A 19,342-nucleotide genomic window follows, 5' to 3' on the forward strand; every position below is an offset into this window, starting at 1 on the left:
GATTGGGCCTCCGGCTAAGTGAATCTATCAGAGGGAATACGGCAATGCGCATTTGGAAATCCCTTGTTCTGGCTGCACTCATGTCGGGTGTGGCGGGTATCGCCATGGCCGAAGAGGTCGTCCTCAACGCCGTGCATTTTACGCCGACGCAGAACGGCTACGCCCAGAGCTTCCTGAAGTTCGTTCAGAAGGTGAACGAAAAGGGCAAGGGCGTGGTCCAGATCAACGTGCGTGGCGGGCCGGAGGTCATTCCACCGATCCAGCAGGGTGCGGCGCTCAGGAGCGGCCTGATCGATGTGATCGACACACCGGCAGGGCAGTTCCTCGAACTCGTGCCCGAAGGCGAGGTTTTCTCCGCATCGACGAAGACGCCGTGGGAGATTCGCGAAAATGGCGGCTGGGACTTCATCAGCGCAATTTTCGAGAAGAAGGCCAATGCCCATCTGCTGGCGCATGTCGACGCGGGCTCGGGCTTCAACGTCTTCACCGTCGACGAACCCAAGCTCAACGATGAAGGCAGCATCGACTGGGGCAGCCTGAAGATCCGCTCATCGCCGCTCTATCGCGATTTCCTCGAATCCCTGGGCGCGACAGTGATCGTGCAAGCGCCGGGGGATGTCTATACCTCGCTCGAGCGCGGCGTCGTCAATGCCAACGCCTATACCGTATTTGGCTATGCATCCTTCGGCTGGGACAAATTCACCAAATACCGTGTCGATCCGCAATTCTTCAAAACCGACGTGCTGATCTCGATCAACAAGGCCAGATGGGACACGCTGTCGCCCGAGGCGCAGAAGCTGCTGGCCGACACGGCCGTCGAATACGAGCGCGCGAGCTATGACGCCAACCTTGCCGAGTCCGAAAAACAGGCACAGGCGATGATCGACGGCGGGCAGAAGGTTGTCAGCTTGACCGGCGCCGGCCGCGACAAATTCCTGGCGGCTGCCACGCAGGCGAGCTGGGCGAGAATGGCCAAACGCGATCCCACCAACATCGATCAGTTGAAGAAATTCTTTCAGTAGCCGAGCCGAGGGTGCCTTGTGCGCCCTCCATCAAAGCTGGGCCAAGGGCAAAGGGGACATGAGGGTCGTCGGGCATGGACAGATTGTTTGCAGCGATTGGGAAGCTGAGCCTTGCGTTGGCGGCGGCGGCAAAATTGGTGCTTGGCCTCATCATTGTCGCGGTGGTTGCTGATGTGTGCGTCCGCAATCTGGGCCTGAGGCCGCTTGCCTGGGCAGTATCCGCGACGGAATACGGCTTGCTTTACGCGGCATTTCTGCCGATGCCCTGGCTGGTCCACAGCAAGGGCCATGTCTTCGTCGAGTTCCTGCGCAAGGCGCTGCCGGTGCGGGCACGGGCGGTGCTTGAAAAGCTGGTCTATCTCGCCTGCATTGCCGTCAGCCTCTACCTCGGCAGCGTCGCTCTGTCGTCCCTGACCAGTGCCGTGGCGGGCGGCGAATATGAAACGCGCAGCTTCGACATGCCGAAATGGCTGGTCTTTCTGCCCATCATGCTCGCCTTCTACCTCTCGGCGCTGGAATGGCTCAGATATCTGCTCGGCCGTGACACGCTGTACACGCTGGATCCTCTGGAAATGGAAGGGCTCTGACCGGTGGCCTGGCTGTTTCCATTCGCCGTGCTCGTTGGCACCATCCTGGTGTTGATGGGGCTGGGGCTGCCGGTTGCCTTCGCGTTCTTCGTCACCAATGTGATCGGGCTGTACCTGTTCTTCGGCGGTTCGATCGGCGTGACGCAGATGGTCGCCAACTTCTCCGACGCTGTCTCGACCTACGCGCTTGCCCCGCTGCCGATGTTTCTTGTCATGGGCAGCCTGTTCTTCCGCTCCGGCCTCGGCGAGAAAGTCATCTACGCGCTCGACCTGTGCATCGGCAATCTGCGCGGACGCCTCGCCTATGTCGTCCTCGCCGCCGGCACGATCTTTTCCGCGCTGTCGGGTTCGAGCCTCGCCAATACCGGCATGATGGGCTCGCTGATGGTGCCCGAGATGCTGAAGCGGGGTTACAAGCCGCATATGGCCTACGGCCCGGTGCTTGGCGCCGGAAGCCTTGCCGTCATCATCCCGCCATCCTCGCTGGCTGTCTTGCTCGGCTCGCTTGCCCAGATCGACGTCGGCGCGCTGCTCATAGCGGGGGCTCTGCCCGGGCTGCTGCTCGTTGTCATGTACGCAGCGCTGATCTTCGCCCAGACGAAGATCGACCCGGACGCCGCTCCGCACTATCCGGTGCCCGCCGTTCCCGCGGCCGAGAAGGTGAGGGCGGTCGCCGTCAACATCATTCCGATGAGCGTCATCGTGTTCATGGTGGTCGGCACGATCATCCTTGGGATAGCGACGCCGACGGAATCGGCGGGACTCGGCTGTGCCGCCGTTTTCGCCTTGTTGTTTGTCTACCGACGGTTCAGCTGGTCGGTTGTCTGGAAGTCGCTGGACGACGCGATGAAGGTCACCGGCATGACCTTCCTGATCATCTCGGCTTCGACGACGTTCTCGCAGATATTCGCCTTCTCCGGCGCCTCCAACGGCTTTATCCAGTTCATCGTCGGCTACGATCTTGGACCGTATCCCATGCTGCTCATGATGGTGCTCGTCATCCTGCTGCTCGGCATGTTCATGGATCAGGTCTCGATGATGCTGATCACGCTGCCGATCTTCCTGCCGATCGCCCAGCAATTCGGCTACGAGCCCGTATGGTTCGGGCTGATCCTGCTGCTCGCCTACGAGGTCGGCTTCACCACGCCGCCGTTTGGTCTGCTGCTGTTCATCATGATCGGTGTCGCGCCGAAAGGCACATCGCTCAAAACGGTTGCCATGTCAGCTGCGCCTTACATCGCGCTGACGCTTCTGCTGATCCTGCTGATTGTCCTCTTTCCGCAGATCGCTCTCTTTCTTCCGAATTTGATCTAGCCGAACTCGATCCAGAGGGTCTCCACATGCGCTTTGCCTATCTTGCCTTCTTCCATGACGACCGCGAGGCAAATTTGGCCATCGCCGGTGAAGACGTTGACGCTGTGCGGCGCGTGATTGCGTCGACCCCGGGCCTTGCGCTTGCCAACATCTACCTGCCCGAAGTGGCGACGGACATGTTCAACAACGATGGTCCACCGCCGGTCTTTGGCTTCCAGCTCTATTCGACGACTTGGCGGACATGGAGGCGGCGCTGGCGCCGTCCGGCCATCTGCAGGCACTTGCCGCACCTGGCATGCTGTCGAGCATCGCCGGTTCGAGGCCGACGCAACAGGCAATGTGCGTACGTCCGTTTCCCGTCGATGACGCTGGCGTCAAGACGTCCGGGCTGCCCTGCAGCTATCTTGTCCACTATCCCGGGCCGGCCGAAGACATGAATGTCTGGCTCCACCACTATGTGACGCATCATCCGCAATTGATGCGGGGCTTCCCCGGCATTCGCCACGTCGAGGTTCTGTCGCGACTGGATTGGTGCGGTTCGCTGCCCTGGCCGCGGATCGACCATATGCAGCGCAATCGTGTCATGTTCGACAGTCCCGCTGCATTGACGCACGCGCTGCAATCGCCGGCGCGGCTGGAGATGCGTGCCGACTACAAGACTTTTCCGCCGTTTTCAGGCGGCAGCCGGCATTTTCCGATGTCGACGGAAGCCGTGCATCCTTCGTCAAGGGCCACATAGGCAAACAGGTTTTGCCGACGCCGAAAATTTCTGGAGATTTCATGTACGACTTTCGCAAGAAATGTATCTCTCTCGATCGCCTCATCGGCACCTTCTGCGCCATCCCGCACCCTGTGGCGGTCGAAGTGGCGGCCGCGAGCGGGGTCGATTTCCTGTGCATCGACTGGGAGCATTCGCAGATCGGCCGCGAACGGCTCGAGGATCTGATCCGCGCCGCCGATGTCCACAAGGTTCCCGCGATGGTGCGCGTTCCCGGCCACGCGCCGGAGTGGATCGCGGCCGCGCTCGACGCCGGCGCGTCGGGCGTCCTGGTGCCGCGTGTCTCCACGGCCGAGCAAGCCCGCATGGCGGTCATGGCCTGCCGTTACCCGCCGGTCGGCGCACGCGGTGTCGGCCCAGGCCGCGCCGCCGGTTATGGCTACAGCATTCCGGACTACCTCAAATCGGCCAACGAGGTCCTGGCGGTCGCCATCCAGGTCGAGACGGCGGAAGGCCTCGCCAACATCGACGACATCGTCCAGGTCGACGGCGTCGACGTGGTCTTCATTGGCCCCGGCGACCTGTCGGTCTCGATCGACGCCATGGGGCCGTCCGGCCAGGACAAGCTCAATGCCGCGATTATGAGGATCGCGGCCGCGGCGCGCACGGCCCGCAAGGCCGTCGGCATCTTTCGCCCTTCGGCGGATGATGTCGGCAAATGGTCGCGGCACGGCATCAGCTTCCACGTGCTGGCCAGCGACACGATGTTTCTCGGCGCCGGCCTTGCCGCCGGTGTCGCGTCGGCGCGCAGTGCCTCATAGCAAGAGTTTGGCATGAAGATCATCAAGACCGACGGCGTGTTGTCAGTCGAGGAAGAGCAGTTGCGCTACCTCGACGGCTTGGGCGCCGAGTTTGTCGAAAAGACGCTGCTCACGGAAGACGCCCTGATCGAACACTGCCGCGACGCCGACGCATTGATGGTATTGCGCGAGCCGATCACGGCTCGCGTTTTGGCGGAACTGAAGAGGCTCAAGGTCATCGGACGGTTCGGCGTAGGGCTCGACTCGATCGACGTAGAGGCCGCCAGCCGTGCCGGTGTTCAGGTAACCTACGTGCCGGACGCCAATCTGGTGGAAGTCAGCACCCACGCCATGGCCCTGATCCTGGCCTTGACGCGCAGGCTGAAGCAGTTCGACAGCGCGGTGCGCGCCGGCCGCTGGGCTGCAATGACCGATGGCGCCGGCATCACACGGCCCGACAGGCAGATCATCGGCCTGATCGGCTTCGGCCAGATCGGGCGCCTGACTGCCGAACGGGCGCGGGTCTTCGGCTACCACATCATCGCCTACGACCCGTACATGCCGGCCGAGCGCATCACGGCCGGTGGTGCTGAACCGGTCGGCTTCGACGAGTTGCTTGCCAGCGCCGACGTCGTCTCGCTGCACGTTCCCGCGACACCGGAGACCAGAAACATCATGTCGGCGCAAGCCCTGTCGCGGATGAAGGAAGGGGCGATACTCATCAACGTGTCCCGCGGCGGCCTCGTCGACGAGGTCGCCTTGGCGGATCTGATCCGGCGTCGCCATCTGGCTGGCGCCGGCATCGACACTTTCGAGCGGGAGCCGCCTTCGCCCGACAATCCGCTGCTGGCGCTGGACACCGTCCTGGTAAGTCCACACGCGGCGCACTACTCGACCCAGTCCTACGCAGAGGTTCGCAACAAGGTGTTTGCCGATGTCGCGTCGGTCCTGCGCGGCGGCAAGCCGGTATATCCGGTCAACCGGATATGACCATTCCCGATGTGGACACCATCCGCTGCCTGTCGATTCCACCTTAACGGTCCGGGGCAGGCGCCCCTTGAGCGCGACCTCGGCAAGCGGATAAAGACGGGAACGGGTGATGAGTGAATTCGCATTTTTTGCCGACAGCGCCACATTTTGTTCTTGCTTTGTGCCGGCAGCTATGCTATTAATTTGTGCATGGTGCTGATTCGCACCGAGGACCCGCCGCAAGGCGGGTTTTTTGCCTTTAGGTTTCAGCGCCATCCGTCGAGGCTCTGCTCGGCTTGTCGCGACGCTCGACGATGTAGATGTGGTCGGCGACCAACACCACGTCGCCATGCTGGTTGATCACCTCGCAGCGCTCGACGACCCGGCCTGAATCGGGTCGCTTCGGGTCGTCTTCCCTGGCCGAGATGGTGGTGCGGGTCCGGATCGTATCGCCGATGAACACCGGCTTGATGAAGCGCAGCCTGTCGTAGCCATAGGAGAAGGCAACCGGATTGACGACGCTTGCCGTCAGCCCGACGCCGACCGAAAAGACCAGCGTGCCGTGGGCGATGCGCTGGCCAAACGGCGTCGTCTTCATGAACTCGGCGTCCATGTGGTGGGGAAAGAAATCGCCGGTATGGCCGGCATGGACGACGAAATCGGTCTCGGTGATGGTGCGCCCGCTGGTCATGCGCGACGACCCGATCTGGTAGTCCTCGAAGTAGATCGTCTGCTCCATGTCAGGGCCTCGCCGCTATCGGTGTTGCCGGCGCCGCGCTCGATTGATAGGCGGCTTCGACCAGCGCCATGGTGCTCCAGCCGTCCTCGACGGAACTGACAAGCTCGGCGTCCTCGCCCGACGCGTAGCGCTGGACATTGGCCATGCGGCCGGCAAAGGCGTCCGGAAACCATGAGCCGACGAGTGGAACCGCAATCCAGTCCCTGCCGCCTTTGGGGTAGATTTCGAGAATGTCCGGCTCGCCGCGCGGATAGTCGAGGTTGACGCCTAATTTGAGGTAAGCGGCGCCCTCGGTGCCGCAGATGCGGAATTCGCAGGCCTGGTGTTTTCGGCCGAATTTGTGATCGTGGTTGATCGACAGTGCACAGCGCACGGTGTCGCCATAGTCGAGGATCGCGCTGGTGCGCGTTTGCGCAACCTTATGGCCGGGGTGGCCGAGTGTCTTGGCGTGAACCCCCTTGGGATCGCCGAGCAATTGCCGGATCAGGTCGAGATAATGGATCGAATGCATGGCGATCTCGACGCGCGGCGCCTGCAACAGGAATTCCCAGAGCTGCCAGGGTGTCGCCAGCGCCAGCCATGCGTCGAAATCGACCACTTCGCCCAGCCAGCCCTTGGCGATCGCATCCTTCAGCGCCAGCATCATCGGCGCAAAACGGAGTTGGAAATTCACAGCGGCCCTGAGGTTTTTGGAGCGGCAGATTTCGAGGATCTCGGTCGCCTCGGTGAGGTCGCTGCCCATCGGCTTCTGGATCAGCGCCACCGCACCATCGGGCAGCGCCCTGAGCACGCCGGCGTGATTAGCCGGCGGTGTCGCCAGGTCGAAGACGGCGTCCTTGATTGACGCAGCTTCCTCGAGCGACCGGTAAGCGGTGACGCCCCATTTCTGCGCCAGTTTTTCCGCCTTGGCCAGGTCGGGGTCGAAAAGCCCGACAACCGGGAAACCGGCTTTCCCATAGGCCGGGAAATGCGCATCGCCGACGATCGAGCCGGCGCCGAAAATCACGATCGGCCTGGGCTTTGACGGTTGTGCCCAGGCCTGGGAAAGCGAGGCAGGATCGAAAATGTCATCAGTCATAATGGAAGACTTCGTCCATCGACGCCCACCACTCGCCCTCCTTGCGGGTCGGCAGTGGCTCCTGGCATGGCATGCACAGCGCCCACCATTCCTGCGTCGTGGGATCAGCAGCCATCTTCGCCATGTCGGAGGCATAGTCGGTGCCGTGGTACTCGAAGGTGCTGAACAAAAGGTGCTCCGGCTCCCTCAGATAGATCGAATAATTCTTGATGTTGCAGGCGGAAATCATCTTGAGGACGTCCGGCCAGACGGCAGCGTGAAGCCGCACATACTCGGCGACTTTCTCCGGCTTGAGACCGAGCACCATTCCCATTCGCTGCATGTCCGCCTCCTATTTCACTATCGCCATGGTGAATTCCGCGATGCTCTTCGACTTGATCGCATCCCAGTCCCAGTCGATGCCGATGCCGGGCTCGTCCGGCGCCAGCGCGTGCCCGTCCTCGATACGCATTTTCTTGCCGGTCAGCTCGTCGAGCTGGGGAATATACTCGACATATCTGCCGTTCTGAACGGCGCATGTCAGGCTGACATGCAGTTCCATCAGGAAATGCGGGCAGACCGGTATGTCGAACGCCTCGGCTGCATGCGCCACCTTCAGCCACGGCGTGATGCCGCCGATGCGACCGACATCGACCTGCACGATCGAACACGCGCCGTTTTGCATATATTCGCGGAAATGCCGGATCGAATAGAGCGACTCGCCGATGGCGATCGGCGTCGATGTGGCACTCGACAGCCGCACATGGCCGTCAATGTCGTCGGCCGGCAGCGGTTCCTCGATCCAGGCGAGGTCGAGTTCACGCAAGCGCTCGGCCCGGCGGATCGCCTCGTCGACTGAAAAGCCCTGGTTGCAGTCGGTCATGATCTCGTAGGAGTCTCCAACCGCCCGGCGCACCGCCGTCAGCCGGGCAAGATCCTGGGAACCGTGCGGCTTGCCGATCTTGACCTTCGAGCCGCGAAACCCCTGGGCCTTGGCGGCCAGCGCATCCTCGACCAGCGCCTCGGTTTCGATATGCAGCCAGCCGCCTTCGGTGGTGTAGAGCGGGCAGCGGTCCTTGGCGCCGCCGGCAAGCTTCCACAGCGGCAGGTTCTGCTTCCTCGCCCGCAGATCCCAAAGCGCAGTGTCGATGGCCGCCAGCGCGATTGCCGTGATCGCGCCGATCGTCGTGGCATGGGTGGCGAACTCCAGCTCGCGCCAGATCGCCTCGATCATGTCGGCGTCGCGGCCGATCAGCCGCGGTGCAAGGTGGTCGGCCAGGAGCCGCATCACCGACGAGCCGCCGGTGCCGATCGTGTAGCTGTAGCCGGTGCCGACCGCGCCGTCGGCGTCGGTGATGGTGACGATCGGTGTTTCCTGGCTGACAAAACTCTGGATGGCATCGGTGCGCTTGACCTTCGGCACCAAGTCGACCATGCGCAGTTCGACTTTCTCGATCTTTGCCATGATTTTAACCTCGCAATGTCTTGCCCGTTTCGGCAGAAAACAGATGGGCCTGCGACAGGTCCAGGCTCATCTTGACCCGGTCTCCGGCCTTGAGCGGCTTTGGATTGAGCATCCGCGATACCCAGTCGCTGCCGTTGAATTCGGCAAACACTAGCGTCTCGTTGCCAAGCGGTTCGGTGACGGTCACCGGCAGTTCCACCTGGTGGACGTCGACATCTTCGCCGGAGCTGATGCCGTGTCCCGTCGGATAGATGTCGTCGGGCCTGAGGCCGAATACGACCTTGTCGCCGGTTCCGACATTTGCCTTGAACTGGCTGGGCAGAGGCAGTCTCTCTCCGCTGGCGAACAGCAGCTGTCCGTCGTCGACGTCAGCCTCGTGCAAATTCATCGGCGGCGAGCCGATGAAGCCGGCGACGAAGCGTGTCTGCGGCCGGCGGAAGACCTCGTCGGGTGTGCCGACCTGCTCGATGAACCCGTCACGCATGATGACGATGCGGTCGGCCAATGTCATCGCTTCGACCTGGTCGTGGGTGACGTAGATCACCGTCGATCGGACCTTGGCATGCAGTTTCTTGATCTCGGTGCGCATCTGCGTCCGAAGCTTGGCATCGAGATTGGAAAGCGGCTCGTCGAACAGGAAGACGTCGGGATCGCGCACGATGGCGCGACCCATGGCGACGCGCTGCCGCTGTCCGCCCGACAGCTGCGACGGCCGGCGGTCGAGCAACTGGTCGAGGCCGAGAATGCCGGACGCTTCGGCTACGCGACGGTCCATTTCTTCCTTCGCGGCGCCGGCTATCTTCAGCGAGAAGCCGAGGTTTTCGCGCACCGTCATATGCGGATAGAGCGCGTAGGACTGGAACACCATCGAGATGTTGCGCGAGCGCGGCGGCAGGTCGTTGACCATGCGGCCGCCGATCTCGATGATCCCGTCGCTGATCGCCTCGAGGCCGGCGATCATACGCAGGGTTGTCGACTTGCCGCAGCCGGACGGCCCGACCAGCGCGATGAACTCGCGGTCGGCGACCTCGAGGTCGATGCCGTGCACGACCGCCACCGGACCATAGCTCTTGGTGAGTTTCTTGAGCGATACAGTTGCCATGTCAGCCTTTCACCGCGCCGGAAGTGAGGCCGCCGACGAGATGTTTCTGGACGATGAAGGTAAGCGTGAGCGCCGGTATGATCATAACCACGGCCAGCGCGCACATGCCGCGCCAGTCGATGGTGAATTCGGCCGTATAGTCGAGCAGGCCGACCGGCAGGGTCTTGGAGTTGATCGAGCGCGTCAGCTGCGAGGCGAGCGCGAACTCGTTCCAGGAGGTGAGGAAGGCAAAGATGCCGGCCGAGGCGATGCCCGGCCCGGCCAACGGAAACTCGACCTGCCAGAAGGCCTGCCAGCGCGTGCAGCCGTCGATCTGCGCCGCCTCGGCGAGGTCTTTCGGCACCTGGCGGAAAAAGCCGTCGATCAGCCAAACGGTGAAGGGCACGTTGAGCGCGACATAGACCAGGATCAGCCCGAAATGCGTGTCGATGATGCCGAGCCGCGCAAAGACGAAGAACAGCGGCAGCGACAGCGCAATGCCAGGCACCGTGCGCGTCAGCATCAGGCCAAGGAACATCGCCGATTTGGCGCGAAAGCGGTAGCGCGCAAAGGCATAGCCGCCGGCCATGCCGATAACGATGGCGATCACCGTCGAGGTCACCGAGATGATCAGCGAATTGCGGAAGTAGTCGAGCACCGGAATGCCGCCCTGGCCGACGCCGCTGAACATGGCTGTGTAGGCATCGAGCGAGAGTTGCTGCGGGATCCACACCGGCGGCTTGGCCATGATCTCGACGGTCGGCCGCAGCGACGACAGCACGATCCAGATGCCGGGCAGGCAGATGACCAGCATGGCCAGGAACAGTCCGATGCCGTGAACGATGCCGAGCGCTTTGTTGCCGACGCGATGCAGGCTGTTCTGGTCCATCCTCACCACTCCGCCGCGATCTGCGTGCGCGCCGCGGCGAGCTTGCGGTAGAAATAGACGGTGAACAGGATCGACAGCAGGATGGAGAAATAGGCCATGGCATTGGCCATTCCCATCCGGGCATCGCCATAGGCAATGCGGGCGACGAGCGTCCAGACGAGTTCGGTGCGGCCGGCAGGACCGCCGTCGGTCATGATCTTGACGATGTCATAGGCGCGCGCGACGTCGAGCGAGCGGATGGTCATGGCGATGAAGGCAAACGGCATGATGAACGGCCAGGTGACATAGCGGAATGTCTGCCACGGTGTGCAGCCGTCGACGCGCGCCGCCTCGACCGGTTCGCGCGGCATCGCCAGCAGCCCGGCAAGGATCAGGATCGCGAACACCGAGGTCGACGACCAGATCTCGGCGGTTAGGATGGCGATGAAGGCGAGATTGCCGTCGATCAGCCACGGGATGGCGCGGTCGGTCAGGCCGAGCCCCTGCAGGGCGTTGTTCACTAGGCCGATATTGTCGTTGAACATGAATTTGAACTGGAAGCCGACCAGGATCGGCGAAAACATCATCGGAAACATCATGATGGTGCGCAGAACCCGCTGGCCGCGCGATGCCTTTTCCACCAGCAGCGCCAGCCCGAGCCCGATCAGCATTTCCAGGTTGAGCGCCACCGTCAGCAGCACCACGGTGCGGGCAAAGGCGACCCAGAAAGCGCGGCTGGTCAGGATGGCGACGTAATTGCGCGCGCCGATGAAGACCCAGAACGTTTCCGGCTTGGTCAGCCGGAACGGCGTGAAGCTGGAATAGAGCGACAGCAGCAGCGGCACCATCACCACCGCCGCCAGCACGATCACCGCCGGCAGCAGGAGCAGCAATGGCGGCGAAGGTCTCCAGCCTTTCATGGCGATCCGGTTCTGGTTGGTGCCCGGACACCGAAGGCCGCCATTGGCGAGCTGGGATCAAGACAAAGCGTGTTGCGCATGGTTCGAAAAAAGTTCGGGGCGCCGCTCTTCAATGAGCGCGGCGCCCCCCTTGGTTGAATGATCAAAGCTTGCCTGCGTCCTCGAGGATCTGGGTGGCCTTGGCGGCAGCGTCGTCCAGCGCCTGCTTGGAGGTCTTGTCGCCAAGGATGGCGGCCTGCAATTCGGGATAGACGGCGTTGGAGATTTCGATCCATTCAGGTGTCTGCGGCACGGCAAAAGCGTGCTTTGCCTCTTCCTGGAAAGCCGCCAGCACTTCCTTCTTATAGGGATCGCTTGCCGCCTGCTGGATGTCCCAGTCCCACACCGCCGTGCGGGTCGGCAGTGGGCCGCTTGCCGCCTCCAGCTTCTGGCTGTCCTCATTGGTCAGGAACCAGACCAGCGACGCCGCAGCCTCCTTGCTGGCGCAGCTTTCAGTGACCGAAAATCCGTGGTGCCCCGACCAGCCGGTGCGAATGCCGGCCGATCCCTTCGGCGCCACCTTCACCCCGACATTGCCGGCGACCTTGGACGACTTCGGATCGTTGAAGAAGCCTGCCCAGCCCGGCCAGTCGAGGTTGATGGCGACGGTGCCTGAGGCAAAGCCCTGGCCGAGATCGTCCCACAGATAGTTGGTGGTGCCGGCCGGCACCGCCTTGGCCTTGTAGAGATTGACGAACCAGTCGAGTGCGTGCACGCCGGCTTCCGAGTTGAAGGCCGGCTTGCCATCCTTATCGAGGTATTCGCCGCCGTCGGCGATGAGCATCTCGTAAAACCGGCCGTTGATCGCCTCTTCCTTGCCGGCGAACTGGGTGCCGTAGAAATCGGGCGGGCTGGCGAAGAATTCCGCCTGCTGGGCGACCTCGTCCCAGGTGTCGGGCGGTGTCAGCTCCTTGCCGTACTTGGCCTTGTAGGCGGCCTTCTTGGCTTCGTCCTGGTAGAGGCTCTTCTGGTAATAGAGCGCCGACACGTCGAACTGCGCGCGCGGCAGCATCACCAGCTTGCCGTCGAGCGTCGAGGCCTTGATCGTCGACGGCACGAAGGCGTCGATCTCCTCCTTCGGCAGCAGCTTGTTGAGGTCGGTGTAGATATCAGGATACTGCGGCGCGAAGGACGAGTGGTTCGACCCAACGCACCAGTTGATGCTGCCGGAGGCGATGTCCGACTTGATTTCCTTGTCGAGCTCGAAGTGGTTTTTCTTCGAGATCACGTTGACCTTGGCGCCGGTCAGTTTTTCCCATTCGCCGATGCGCGCGTAGAGCCCTTCATATTGCTGGCCGCCGATCAGCTTGGCGTCGATGGTGACGCCGTCGAATTTGCCTGGCAGGTCGGCAGCAAGGGCAGCACTCGCACCAAGTGCGAGCAGCGTTACGCCGGCCGACAGGCCGCAGAACAGTTTCGTCATTGGTATCCTCCCAAGAGCCTGCATCGATCGCGTAGTGAGGTCGATCGGCAGCTTCATTCATATACAAACAAAACATTCATGCGATCGTCAAGCCGAAAGTTCTTTCGGAAGCAATACCGTTATGCGTATATGAAAAATGCAATTCACTGGAGAGGCGGAATGGCAGAGGACGAGGAAGACGACCGCTATCGAGCCCCAGCGCTGGACAAGGGGCTCGACATCCTCGAGCTGCTGGCCGGTGTCGATGGCGGCCTGACGCAGGCGGAAATCGCCAAGAAGCTCGACCGCAGCCCGAACGAGTTCTATCGCATGCTGGACCGGCTGGTGCGGCGCGGCTATGTCACGCGGCCGGATGGTGACCGTTACTCGCTGACGCTCAAGCTGTTTGGTCTGGCGCAGCTGCACGCGCCGGTGCGACGGCTGGTTTCCTATGCGACGCCGCTGATGCGCGAGCTGGCCGAGACCACACAGCAGGCAAATCAGCTGGTCGTCTTCGATCGCGGCTCCGCCGTGGTGATTGCCCAGCAGGAAGCGCCGGATTACTGGGGCATCTCGATCCGCGTCGGTTCGCATATCAGCCTGTTCGACACCGGCTCCGGCCATGTGCTGCTGGCGTTCCGCCCGCCGGAAGAGCGGCAGATGATGATCTCAGAACATCTGCGCAGCACCGACAAGCCGCCGCAATCGCCGGAGTTCTTTGCCCGCCTCGACCAGATCCGGGAACGCGGCTACGAGATGATGGCATCGATGCAGACCGCCGGTGTCTTCAACCTGTCGACACCGGTTCTTGGCTCGGACGGCAGGGCGATCGCCGCGCTGTCGATCCCCTACATAACCCTGGTCAACGCACCCAAGGCGCCCGACATTGCGAGGACGATTGAGCTGCTGCTGGCAGCGACCGAAAAGCTGTCCCAACTGGCGGGATCGACCGTCAAGCAATCGCGATGAATTCTTATTTGAATGAAGAATTTCTCCGTGAGATGATCGCGAAGTCGCCAAGGAGGAGCGCGCCACCATGATCTTCGACACTCATCTGCACCTGATCGACCAGTCCGCGCTGCGCTATCCCTGGCTGGCCGGCGTGCCGGCGCTCAACCGCGATTTCTCCTACGACGAATATGCAGTCCAGGCCCGCCGCGCCGGCATCGAGGGCGCATTGCACATGGAGGTCGATGTCGATCCTGCCGACATCGAGGCCGAGACCAGCCATGTGAAAACGCTGTCGCAGCAGAAGGGCAGCCTGCTACGCGGTGCAATCGCCTCCTGCCGTCCGGAAGAGCCGGGCTTTGCCGGCTATCTCGAGCGCCAGCGTGAAGATTCGTTCGTCAAGGGCTTTCGGCGTGTGCTGCACGTCATGCCGGATGAACTGTCGGAAGGCGCGCTGTTTCGTGAAAACATCAAGCGGCTTGCCGGCAGCGGCCTGACCTTCGACCTCGTCGTCCTGCCGCACCAGATCCCCAAGGCGATCGTACTCGCCGACCTCGCGCCGGATGTGCAGTTCGTGCTCGACCATTGCGGCGTGCCCGACATCAAGGGCGGTGCCGAGCACCCCTGGCGCGAGCACATGGCGGAGATCGCGCGGCGCCCGAACGTCGCCGGCAAAATTTCCGGTGTGGTCGCCTATGCGGATGCTGGATCCTGGACTGTCGAAACGCTGCGTTCCTATGTCGAGCACAGCATCGAATGCTTCGGCTGGGATCGCGTCGTCTGGGGCAGCGACTGGCCGGTCTGCACGCTCGGCGGCGGGCTTGCGACCTGGGTGGCGGCGACGCATGCGCTGCTCAGTGGTGCCAGCGACGATGAGCGGCAAAAACTGCTGTCAGGCAACGCCAAGCGGCTGTGGAGTTGGTAGAGCATTTTGCAGCCAAGCGGAATCACTTGGCGTCGCACAAATGCGGCTAAAACGAATAGACGGCCTCAGATGGTCGCCGACACGCGCCGCTCGCGACCGTAGAGCGAAACCAGGAGCACGATGACCAGGCCAGGTGCCGCCCAGGCCGACGGCAGCACCTTCTGCGGCGCGCCGTCATATCGCGCCTTCAGTTCGGTCGGCAATCCAGCGATCACGCCCGAAACGTCTTGAGCGCAGGCTATGGTCGTGAGCGATGCAAGTGCGGTTGCGGCCATAAGGCCGCGGATCAGCCTGTTCATGTTCTCCTCCGTTCGGTTGTTTCAGGCTCCTCCGCCGGAAACGCCGGACACCTGCGTCGAAAGGCTCTCCCGAAACAGGCGATTGAGATCGGCAACGACGCGAGCGGCATTGTGCCTTTCGCTCAGGCCAAGATTGATGCGATCTGACGCCGCCTGCTGGAAGGCCATGTAGCCGTCGTGCCGCGGCCTGACCCAGGCACCTTCGAGCGTGGCTCGGGTGTCCTTGTAGAAATTGCCGCTGGCGGCGTTGACGGCGGCATTCGCCCAGGCTGCCGCATGGCCGGGCTGGCCGCCGGCCGAGGCATAAGGGCCGCGCTGCACGTCACCGCTGGCGATCCAGTAAGCGAAGTCGATGGCCGCCCGCCTGGCCTTCGAAAAGGCCGACACGGCGATGCCGGTCCCGCCGAGCGCCGAGCCGATCGGACCGACATTGCCCGCAGCAGGGATATCGGCGAAAATAACGCGGCTGGGCCGGAATCCGGCGATGGCGTAGGAGACATAGCCATAGATCAGCGGCGCACAGGCGATCCGCGATCCCGATCCGGCCATTTGCTCCAGAACCGCGATCGGGTCCGTGCCAAGACAGGCCGGGTCGACGAGCGCCGCGATCTCGCGCATCATCTCGAAAACCTGCTTGCCGATTGCAGGATCCACATGGTCGCCCGGGCCTTCACCGGCGGGCCGGCCGAGATTACCGGCGAGCGTGTAGAACACCATCAGCGAATGCGGCGGCCTGAGCGGCAACAACACGCGGCCCTGCCGCGCCAGATCGAGCGCATCGGCCCATCTCGCCGGCGCAGCCGAGAGCATGTCGGGCCGCCACGCCTGCACCTGGCTGGCCGCGTCGATCGGAAACGCCCACTGCCGGCCCTGCCAGTTGTAGCTGGCATAGGATCGGCCGACGCTGCCCGCCGCAAGTGCTTTACGTTCGGCTTCCCGGCCGGCGACATCGAGCGGCGTCAGACAGTTCTCGGCGGTGATCTGGCCGACATGCGGATGGTCGATGACGATCAGATCATAGGTACGCGCCAGTTCCTCGACCGGGAAGGATTCGAAATCCTGCAGCGAGCGCTTGTCCCATTCGATAGTGACGCCGGTCCGTTCCTTCCACAGCGCCGAACAGGCGACCATCGGGTCATAGCCGCGCGGATGGCTCCAGGTCATGCCTTTGAGCATGACGTCGCTCACAGCCCGAACTCCGCGCGGATTTTTGCGCTGTGCTCGCCGATGCGTGGCGCGGCCCGCTCGACCTTGGCGCGGATGCCGTCGACCGTGAGCGGCGAGCGCGTGGTAAGGATCGAAACGTCATCCTCGCGCGTCACCGTCTGCAGCATGTCGAGAACCTGGAAGCCTTCGCTGGCCATCATTTCCGGCCAGGTCAAAACCTTGGCGCACCAGATGTCGGCAGGCTCGAGGATGGCAAGCCACTCGTCGACCGTTTTCGTCGCGATTTTTTGCGCGATGATCGCTTTGATCTCGTCGCGGGCAGTGAACCAGGTCGACGGCTGATCGCGGTAGGGCGCAAGCTCCTCGAGCCCGAGGAGATCGGCGAGTTTCGAGATCGGCGTCATGGCGATCGCCAGATAGCCGTCCTTGGCCGGATAGACGCCGTAGGGCGCCGACAGATAGGCGTGTGCGCTGCGGAAGCTCGACCGCCGCGGCAGCCGGCGCCCGTCATTGAGATGCGTGGTCAGCACCTCGAACTGGAAGTCGACCAGCGCTTCGAGCAGGCTGGTCTCGACATGGCTGCCCTTGCCGGTCACACCGCGCCGCACCAGTGCGGCGAGGATGCCTTGCGCGGCGGCCGAACCCGCCAGCATGTCGGCGATCGCCAGGCCGAAGGGCACCGGCCCCTGGTCCTCGTCGCCGTTCAGCCACATGACGCCGGAGCGGGCCTGCGCCAGCAGATCCTGCCCGGGCCGCTTGACCCATGGGCCTTCCTCGCCGTAGCCGCTGATCGAGGCATAGACCAGGCGCGGATTGATCTTGCGCACCGCCTCAAAGTCGAGGCCCAGTCGTTCGATGACGCCGGGCCGAAAATTCTGGATCAGCACGTCGGCCCTGGCCAGCAGGCCGCGCAGTGCCGCAAGGTCGGCCTCGTCCTTCAAGTCGATGGCAAAGCTTTCCTTGGCGCGGTTGATCGCGTGGAAGATAGTGGAATCGCCGCCGATCTCGGTGTCGCTGAGATAGAGACGGCGCGACAGGTCGCCGCCATCCGGCCGTTCGATCTTGATGACGCGAGCGCCGAGGTCGAGCAGTCTGAGCGAGCAGTAGGGGCCGGACAAGAACTGGCTCATATCCACAACGATGAGCCCGGTCAGCGGCAGTTCGGCAATGGCAGCCATTGCCTATTTCTCCGTCTTGCCGGCGAAATCGGCCGGATTGCGGTACTTCACCGTCTGCAGGTGCTCGCAATAAAGCACAAGCTCTCCTTCACCTTTGAAGACTTCATAGCTGGCGCGGATCAGCCCCATCTCCTTGTATTTGGGTTTCTTGTCGAGATTGGAGCGGATCGAATAGATCGTGTCGCCGATGAACACCGGCTTGATGAAGCGCAATTTGTCGTAGCCATAGGAAAAAGCGTTGATGCAGTTGGTGGCAACGAGGCCGAGCCCGGCCGAGAACACGAAGGCGCCGGCGACCAGGCGCTTGCCGAAGATGCCTTCTGTTTCGGCGAACATCTGGTCCTGCACGTAAGGATGGATATCGAGCACCAGCGCGTTGAAAAGATGGCTGTCGCCCTCGGCAATGGTCCTGCGCAGCGAGCGGATCTTCTGGCCGACCGGCCAGTCTTCGTAGAACCAGTTCTCCGCGTTCCAGACCGGAAGATCGGCGTGATCCCTAGGCATGTTGGCGGGGTGTGTCGATGCCACGCCCACGGTTGGCGCGAAACCGCTCATGACGACTTCCTCTGGGAGCGGGAATCGTCCATCAGGGCGCGCCGCAGACCAGCGAAATGCATGATCGATCCTCCCGTCAATCTTCTTTTGTGAATAGTATTTTCACATATGGGGTTGTGATGCAAGCGAGTCTCGGTGAAATTTTGGCGGCTCCGTCGCGGCCAATGCCGGCGGAACGTGGGAGGAAGTGATGCAGAATGCCTGTCTGGTTTTCGTCGGCAGCCTCAATCGCGACGCCCCCTATTTTCAGGGCGCGCGCGGCGTCGGGCTGGGCGTCTACAGTTTCGACGAGGGGACGCTGGAGACAAAGAAACTGGCCGAGACGGAAGACATCGACAATCCGACCTTCCTGTCGGTGACGCCGGACGGCTCCCACGTCTACGCCAACTCCGAAGTGTTCACCTGGCGCGAAGGGGTTGTCTCGGCCTACCGTTTCGACAGGCAGACCGCCACGCTGTCCTACATCAACAAGCAGCCGACGCTGGGCAGCATCACGGCGCATAACACCATCACGCGCGACGGGACCAAGCTGCTGGTCGCCAATTACGGCATGGGCGAGGGCGGCCCCGATCGCTCGGTCGTGGTCTTGGGGCTGCGCGAGGATGGCGGCCTGACAGCGCCGTTGTCGAGCATTGCCCATAGCGGGACCGGACCAGATCCTGCCCGCCAGGAGCGGCCGCATGCCCATAGCGTAACCGAGACGGTTGCCGGCGGCATGGCGATCGTCGCTGACCTCGGCATCGACCGGCTGGTGTCCTATCGCATCGGCTCAGACGGCAGCCTGACGAAGCTCGCCGAGTCGGCGCTTGCGCCAGGCGAGGGTCCGCGCCATCTCGCACTGCATCCGGGCGGTCGCTTCGTGTTCGTCATGAACGAGCTGGATTCGACGGTTGTCTCGCTGGCGCTGGACGAAGCATCAGGCAAGCTTACGGTGATCGACAGCAAGCCGGCCGTGCCGCCCGAGGTGCGCGACGGCAATCACTGCGCCGACATCCAGATCTCGCCTGACGGCCGCTTTCTCTACGGCTCCAACCGCGGTCATGACAGCATCGTGGTGTTTTCGATCGACCAGCAAACCGGCAGGATTGCCCTTGTCGACTATACGCCTTGCGGCGGTGCCACGCCGCGCAATCTGGCACTGACGCCCTCGGGCGGCCATCTCTTCTCGGCCAACCAGAATGCCGACCGCATCTCGATTTTCGCCCGTGATGCCGCAACCGGCCGGCTGACCGACACCGGCCGATCCATCGAAATTGGCACGCCGATGTGTGTGAGGATCGTGCGTTGAC

The 19,342-nt window shown here is 62.7% G+C and carries 21 protein-coding genes; 9 read left to right on the top strand and 12 right to left on the bottom strand.

The features are described 5' to 3' along the window. Positions 1–44: 44 nt before the first annotated feature. The 6 genes from dctP (at position 45) to NKJ13_RS03820 (ending at position 5,431) form a co-directional block, all read left to right on the top strand. Complete coding sequence (gene dctP, locus NKJ13_RS03795; RefSeq protein WP_352737238.1) at positions 45–1,022, top strand: TRAP transporter substrate-binding protein DctP; 978 nt, start codon at positions 45–47, stop codon at positions 1,020–1,022. A gap of 74 nt (positions 1,023–1,096) precedes the next feature. After that, a complete protein-coding gene (locus NKJ13_RS03800) occupies positions 1,097–1,609 on the top strand; it encodes a TRAP transporter small permease (RefSeq protein WP_352688604.1) in 513 nt (170 codons plus the stop codon). A gap of 3 nt (positions 1,610–1,612) precedes the next feature. After that, positions 1,613–2,923: a TRAP transporter large permease gene (locus tag NKJ13_RS03805; RefSeq protein ID WP_254818782.1), complete on the top strand. Its 1,311-nt coding sequence runs from the start codon at positions 1,613–1,615 to the stop codon at positions 2,921–2,923. Positions 2,924–3,164: 241 nt separating this feature from the next. Further along, positions 3,165–3,662, top strand: a complete 498-nt coding sequence (locus NKJ13_RS03810; RefSeq protein ID WP_352737237.1) for a hypothetical protein — start codon at positions 3,165–3,167, stop codon at positions 3,660–3,662. A 41-nt stretch (positions 3,663–3,703) separates the two neighbouring features. Further along, a complete protein-coding gene (locus NKJ13_RS03815) occupies positions 3,704–4,462 on the top strand; it encodes an HpcH/HpaI aldolase family protein (protein ID WP_352505399.1) in 759 nt (252 codons plus the stop codon). Between the two features lie 12 nt (positions 4,463–4,474). Continuing rightward, positions 4,475–5,431 (top strand): C-terminal binding protein, encoded by a 957-nt coding sequence (locus NKJ13_RS03820; RefSeq protein WP_352505398.1) that lies wholly within the window; start codon positions 4,475–4,477, stop codon positions 5,429–5,431. A 238-nt stretch (positions 5,432–5,669) separates the two neighbouring features. Here the strand turns inward: NKJ13_RS03820 and NKJ13_RS03825 are convergent, their stop codons facing one another. The 8 genes from NKJ13_RS03825 to NKJ13_RS03860 form a co-directional block, all read right to left on the bottom strand. Next, on the bottom strand, positions 5,670–6,149 hold the full coding sequence (locus tag NKJ13_RS03825) for a MaoC/PaaZ C-terminal domain-containing protein (RefSeq protein ID WP_352505397.1): 480 nt from the start codon (positions 6,147–6,149) through the stop codon (positions 5,670–5,672). Position 6,150: 1 nt separating this feature from the next. After that, positions 6,151–7,227: a Gfo/Idh/MocA family protein gene (locus NKJ13_RS03830; protein WP_352505396.1), complete on the bottom strand. Its 1,077-nt coding sequence runs from the start codon at positions 7,225–7,227 to the stop codon at positions 6,151–6,153. Further along, on the bottom strand, positions 7,220–7,549 hold the full coding sequence (locus tag NKJ13_RS03835) for an L-rhamnose mutarotase (RefSeq protein WP_352505395.1): 330 nt from the start codon (positions 7,547–7,549) through the stop codon (positions 7,220–7,222). The genes NKJ13_RS03830 and NKJ13_RS03835 overlap by 8 nt, the downstream gene beginning before the upstream one ends. A 9-nt stretch (positions 7,550–7,558) precedes the next feature. Further along, on the bottom strand, positions 7,559–8,671 hold the full coding sequence (locus NKJ13_RS03840) for a mandelate racemase/muconate lactonizing enzyme family protein (RefSeq protein ID WP_352737236.1): 1,113 nt from the start codon (positions 8,669–8,671) through the stop codon (positions 7,559–7,561). A 4-nt stretch (positions 8,672–8,675) separates the two neighbouring features. Further along, positions 8,676–9,773, bottom strand: coding sequence for an ABC transporter ATP-binding protein (locus NKJ13_RS03845; protein WP_352737235.1), 1,098 nt, complete (start codon positions 9,771–9,773; stop codon positions 8,676–8,678). Between the two features lies 1 nt (position 9,774). Next, entirely contained in the window at positions 9,775–10,641 is an 867-nt protein-coding gene (locus NKJ13_RS03850; RefSeq protein WP_352737234.1) for a carbohydrate ABC transporter permease, read from the bottom strand. Between the two features lie 2 nt (positions 10,642–10,643). Then, positions 10,644–11,540 (bottom strand): carbohydrate ABC transporter permease, encoded by an 897-nt coding sequence (locus NKJ13_RS03855; RefSeq protein WP_352737233.1) that lies wholly within the window; start codon positions 11,538–11,540, stop codon positions 10,644–10,646. Between the two features lie 142 nt (positions 11,541–11,682). Next, a complete protein-coding gene (locus NKJ13_RS03860) occupies positions 11,683–13,002 on the bottom strand; it encodes an ABC transporter substrate-binding protein (RefSeq protein WP_352737232.1) in 1,320 nt (439 codons plus the stop codon). A 159-nt stretch (positions 13,003–13,161) separates the two neighbouring features. On the opposite strand from NKJ13_RS03860, the gene NKJ13_RS03865 reads away from it, so the two are divergent. Both NKJ13_RS03865 and NKJ13_RS03870 read left to right on the top strand, forming a co-directional pair. Next, positions 13,162–13,950, top strand: coding sequence for an IclR family transcriptional regulator (locus NKJ13_RS03865; RefSeq protein ID WP_352737231.1), 789 nt, complete (start codon positions 13,162–13,164; stop codon positions 13,948–13,950). Positions 13,951–14,017: 67 nt separating this feature from the next. Continuing rightward, positions 14,018–14,854, top strand: a complete 837-nt coding sequence (locus NKJ13_RS03870) for an amidohydrolase family protein (RefSeq protein ID WP_352737230.1) — start codon at positions 14,018–14,020, stop codon at positions 14,852–14,854. Positions 14,855–14,919: 65 nt separating this feature from the next. Here the strand turns inward: NKJ13_RS03870 and NKJ13_RS03875 are convergent, their stop codons facing one another. Genes NKJ13_RS03875 through NKJ13_RS03890 form a run of 4 tightly spaced genes read right to left on the bottom strand, consistent with a single transcriptional unit; the run spans position 14,920 to position 18,053 of the window. Beyond that, on the bottom strand, positions 14,920–15,153 hold the full coding sequence (locus NKJ13_RS03875) for a hypothetical protein (protein WP_352737229.1): 234 nt from the start codon (positions 15,151–15,153) through the stop codon (positions 14,920–14,922). 21 nt (positions 15,154–15,174) lie between these two features. Beyond that, on the bottom strand, positions 15,175–16,317 hold the full coding sequence (locus tag NKJ13_RS03880) for an extracellular solute-binding protein (RefSeq protein ID WP_352737304.1): 1,143 nt from the start codon (positions 16,315–16,317) through the stop codon (positions 15,175–15,177). A gap of 20 nt (positions 16,318–16,337) precedes the next feature. Continuing rightward, positions 16,338–17,498 (bottom strand): CaiB/BaiF CoA transferase family protein, encoded by a 1,161-nt coding sequence (locus tag NKJ13_RS03885; protein WP_352688633.1) that lies wholly within the window; start codon positions 17,496–17,498, stop codon positions 16,338–16,340. Between the two features lie 3 nt (positions 17,499–17,501). Further along, positions 17,502–18,053, bottom strand: a complete 552-nt coding sequence (locus NKJ13_RS03890; protein ID WP_352505387.1) for a MaoC family dehydratase — start codon at positions 18,051–18,053, stop codon at positions 17,502–17,504. A 190-nt stretch (positions 18,054–18,243) separates the two neighbouring features. Between NKJ13_RS03890 and NKJ13_RS03895 the strand changes: the two genes are divergently transcribed. Beyond that, positions 18,244–19,341: a lactonase family protein gene (locus NKJ13_RS03895; protein WP_352777141.1), complete on the top strand. Its 1,098-nt coding sequence runs from the start codon at positions 18,244–18,246 to the stop codon at positions 19,339–19,341. Position 19,342: the final 1 nt, after the last annotated feature.

Source organism: Mesorhizobium sp. M0174 (genome assembly GCF_040322275.1).
Taxonomy (GTDB): domain Bacteria; phylum Pseudomonadota; class Alphaproteobacteria; order Rhizobiales; family Rhizobiaceae; genus Mesorhizobium.

Bases quoted from the DNA above. Each gene is read 5' to 3' on its own strand.
- dctP (WP_352737238.1), top strand. From the start codon at position 45: ATGCGCATTTGGAAATCCCTTGTTCTGGCTGCACTCATGTCGGGTGTG.
- NKJ13_RS03800 (WP_352688604.1), top strand. From the start codon at position 1,097: ATGGACAGATTGTTTGCAGCGATTGGGAAGCTGAGCCTTGCGTTGGCG.
- NKJ13_RS03810 (WP_352737237.1), top strand. From the start codon at position 3,165: ATGGAGGCGGCGCTGGCGCCGTCCGGCCATCTGCAGGCACTTGCCGCA.
- NKJ13_RS03815 (WP_352505399.1), top strand. From the start codon at position 3,704: ATGTACGACTTTCGCAAGAAATGTATCTCTCTCGATCGCCTCATCGGC.
- NKJ13_RS03820 (WP_352505398.1), top strand. From the start codon at position 4,475: ATGAAGATCATCAAGACCGACGGCGTGTTGTCAGTCGAGGAAGAGCAG.
- NKJ13_RS03825 (WP_352505397.1), bottom strand. From the start codon at position 6,149: ATGGAGCAGACGATCTACTTCGAGGACTACCAGATCGGGTCGTCGCGC.
- NKJ13_RS03830 (WP_352505396.1), bottom strand. From the start codon at position 7,227: ATGACTGATGACATTTTCGATCCTGCCTCGCTTTCCCAGGCCTGGGCA.
- NKJ13_RS03835 (WP_352505395.1), bottom strand. From the start codon at position 7,549: ATGCAGCGAATGGGAATGGTGCTCGGTCTCAAGCCGGAGAAAGTCGCC.
- NKJ13_RS03840 (WP_352737236.1), bottom strand. From the start codon at position 8,671: ATGGCAAAGATCGAGAAAGTCGAACTGCGCATGGTCGACTTGGTGCCG.
- NKJ13_RS03845 (WP_352737235.1), bottom strand. From the start codon at position 9,773: ATGGCAACTGTATCGCTCAAGAAACTCACCAAGAGCTATGGTCCGGTG.
- NKJ13_RS03850 (WP_352737234.1), bottom strand. From the start codon at position 10,641: ATGGACCAGAACAGCCTGCATCGCGTCGGCAACAAAGCGCTCGGCATC.
- NKJ13_RS03855 (WP_352737233.1), bottom strand. From the start codon at position 11,540: ATGAAAGGCTGGAGACCTTCGCCGCCATTGCTGCTCCTGCTGCCGGCG.
- NKJ13_RS03860 (WP_352737232.1), bottom strand. From the start codon at position 13,002: ATGACGAAACTGTTCTGCGGCCTGTCGGCCGGCGTAACGCTGCTCGCA.
- NKJ13_RS03865 (WP_352737231.1), top strand. From the start codon at position 13,162: ATGGCAGAGGACGAGGAAGACGACCGCTATCGAGCCCCAGCGCTGGAC.
- NKJ13_RS03870 (WP_352737230.1), top strand. From the start codon at position 14,018: ATGATCTTCGACACTCATCTGCACCTGATCGACCAGTCCGCGCTGCGC.
- NKJ13_RS03875 (WP_352737229.1), bottom strand. From the start codon at position 15,153: ATGAACAGGCTGATCCGCGGCCTTATGGCCGCAACCGCACTTGCATCG.
- NKJ13_RS03880 (WP_352737304.1), bottom strand. From the start codon at position 16,317: ATGACCTGGAGCCATCCGCGCGGCTATGACCCGATGGTCGCCTGTTCG.
- NKJ13_RS03885 (WP_352688633.1), bottom strand. From the start codon at position 17,498: ATGGCTGCCATTGCCGAACTGCCGCTGACCGGGCTCATCGTTGTGGAT.
- NKJ13_RS03890 (WP_352505387.1), bottom strand. From the start codon at position 18,053: ATGAGCGGTTTCGCGCCAACCGTGGGCGTGGCATCGACACACCCCGCC.
- NKJ13_RS03895 (WP_352777141.1), top strand. From the start codon at position 18,244: ATGCAGAATGCCTGTCTGGTTTTCGTCGGCAGCCTCAATCGCGACGCC.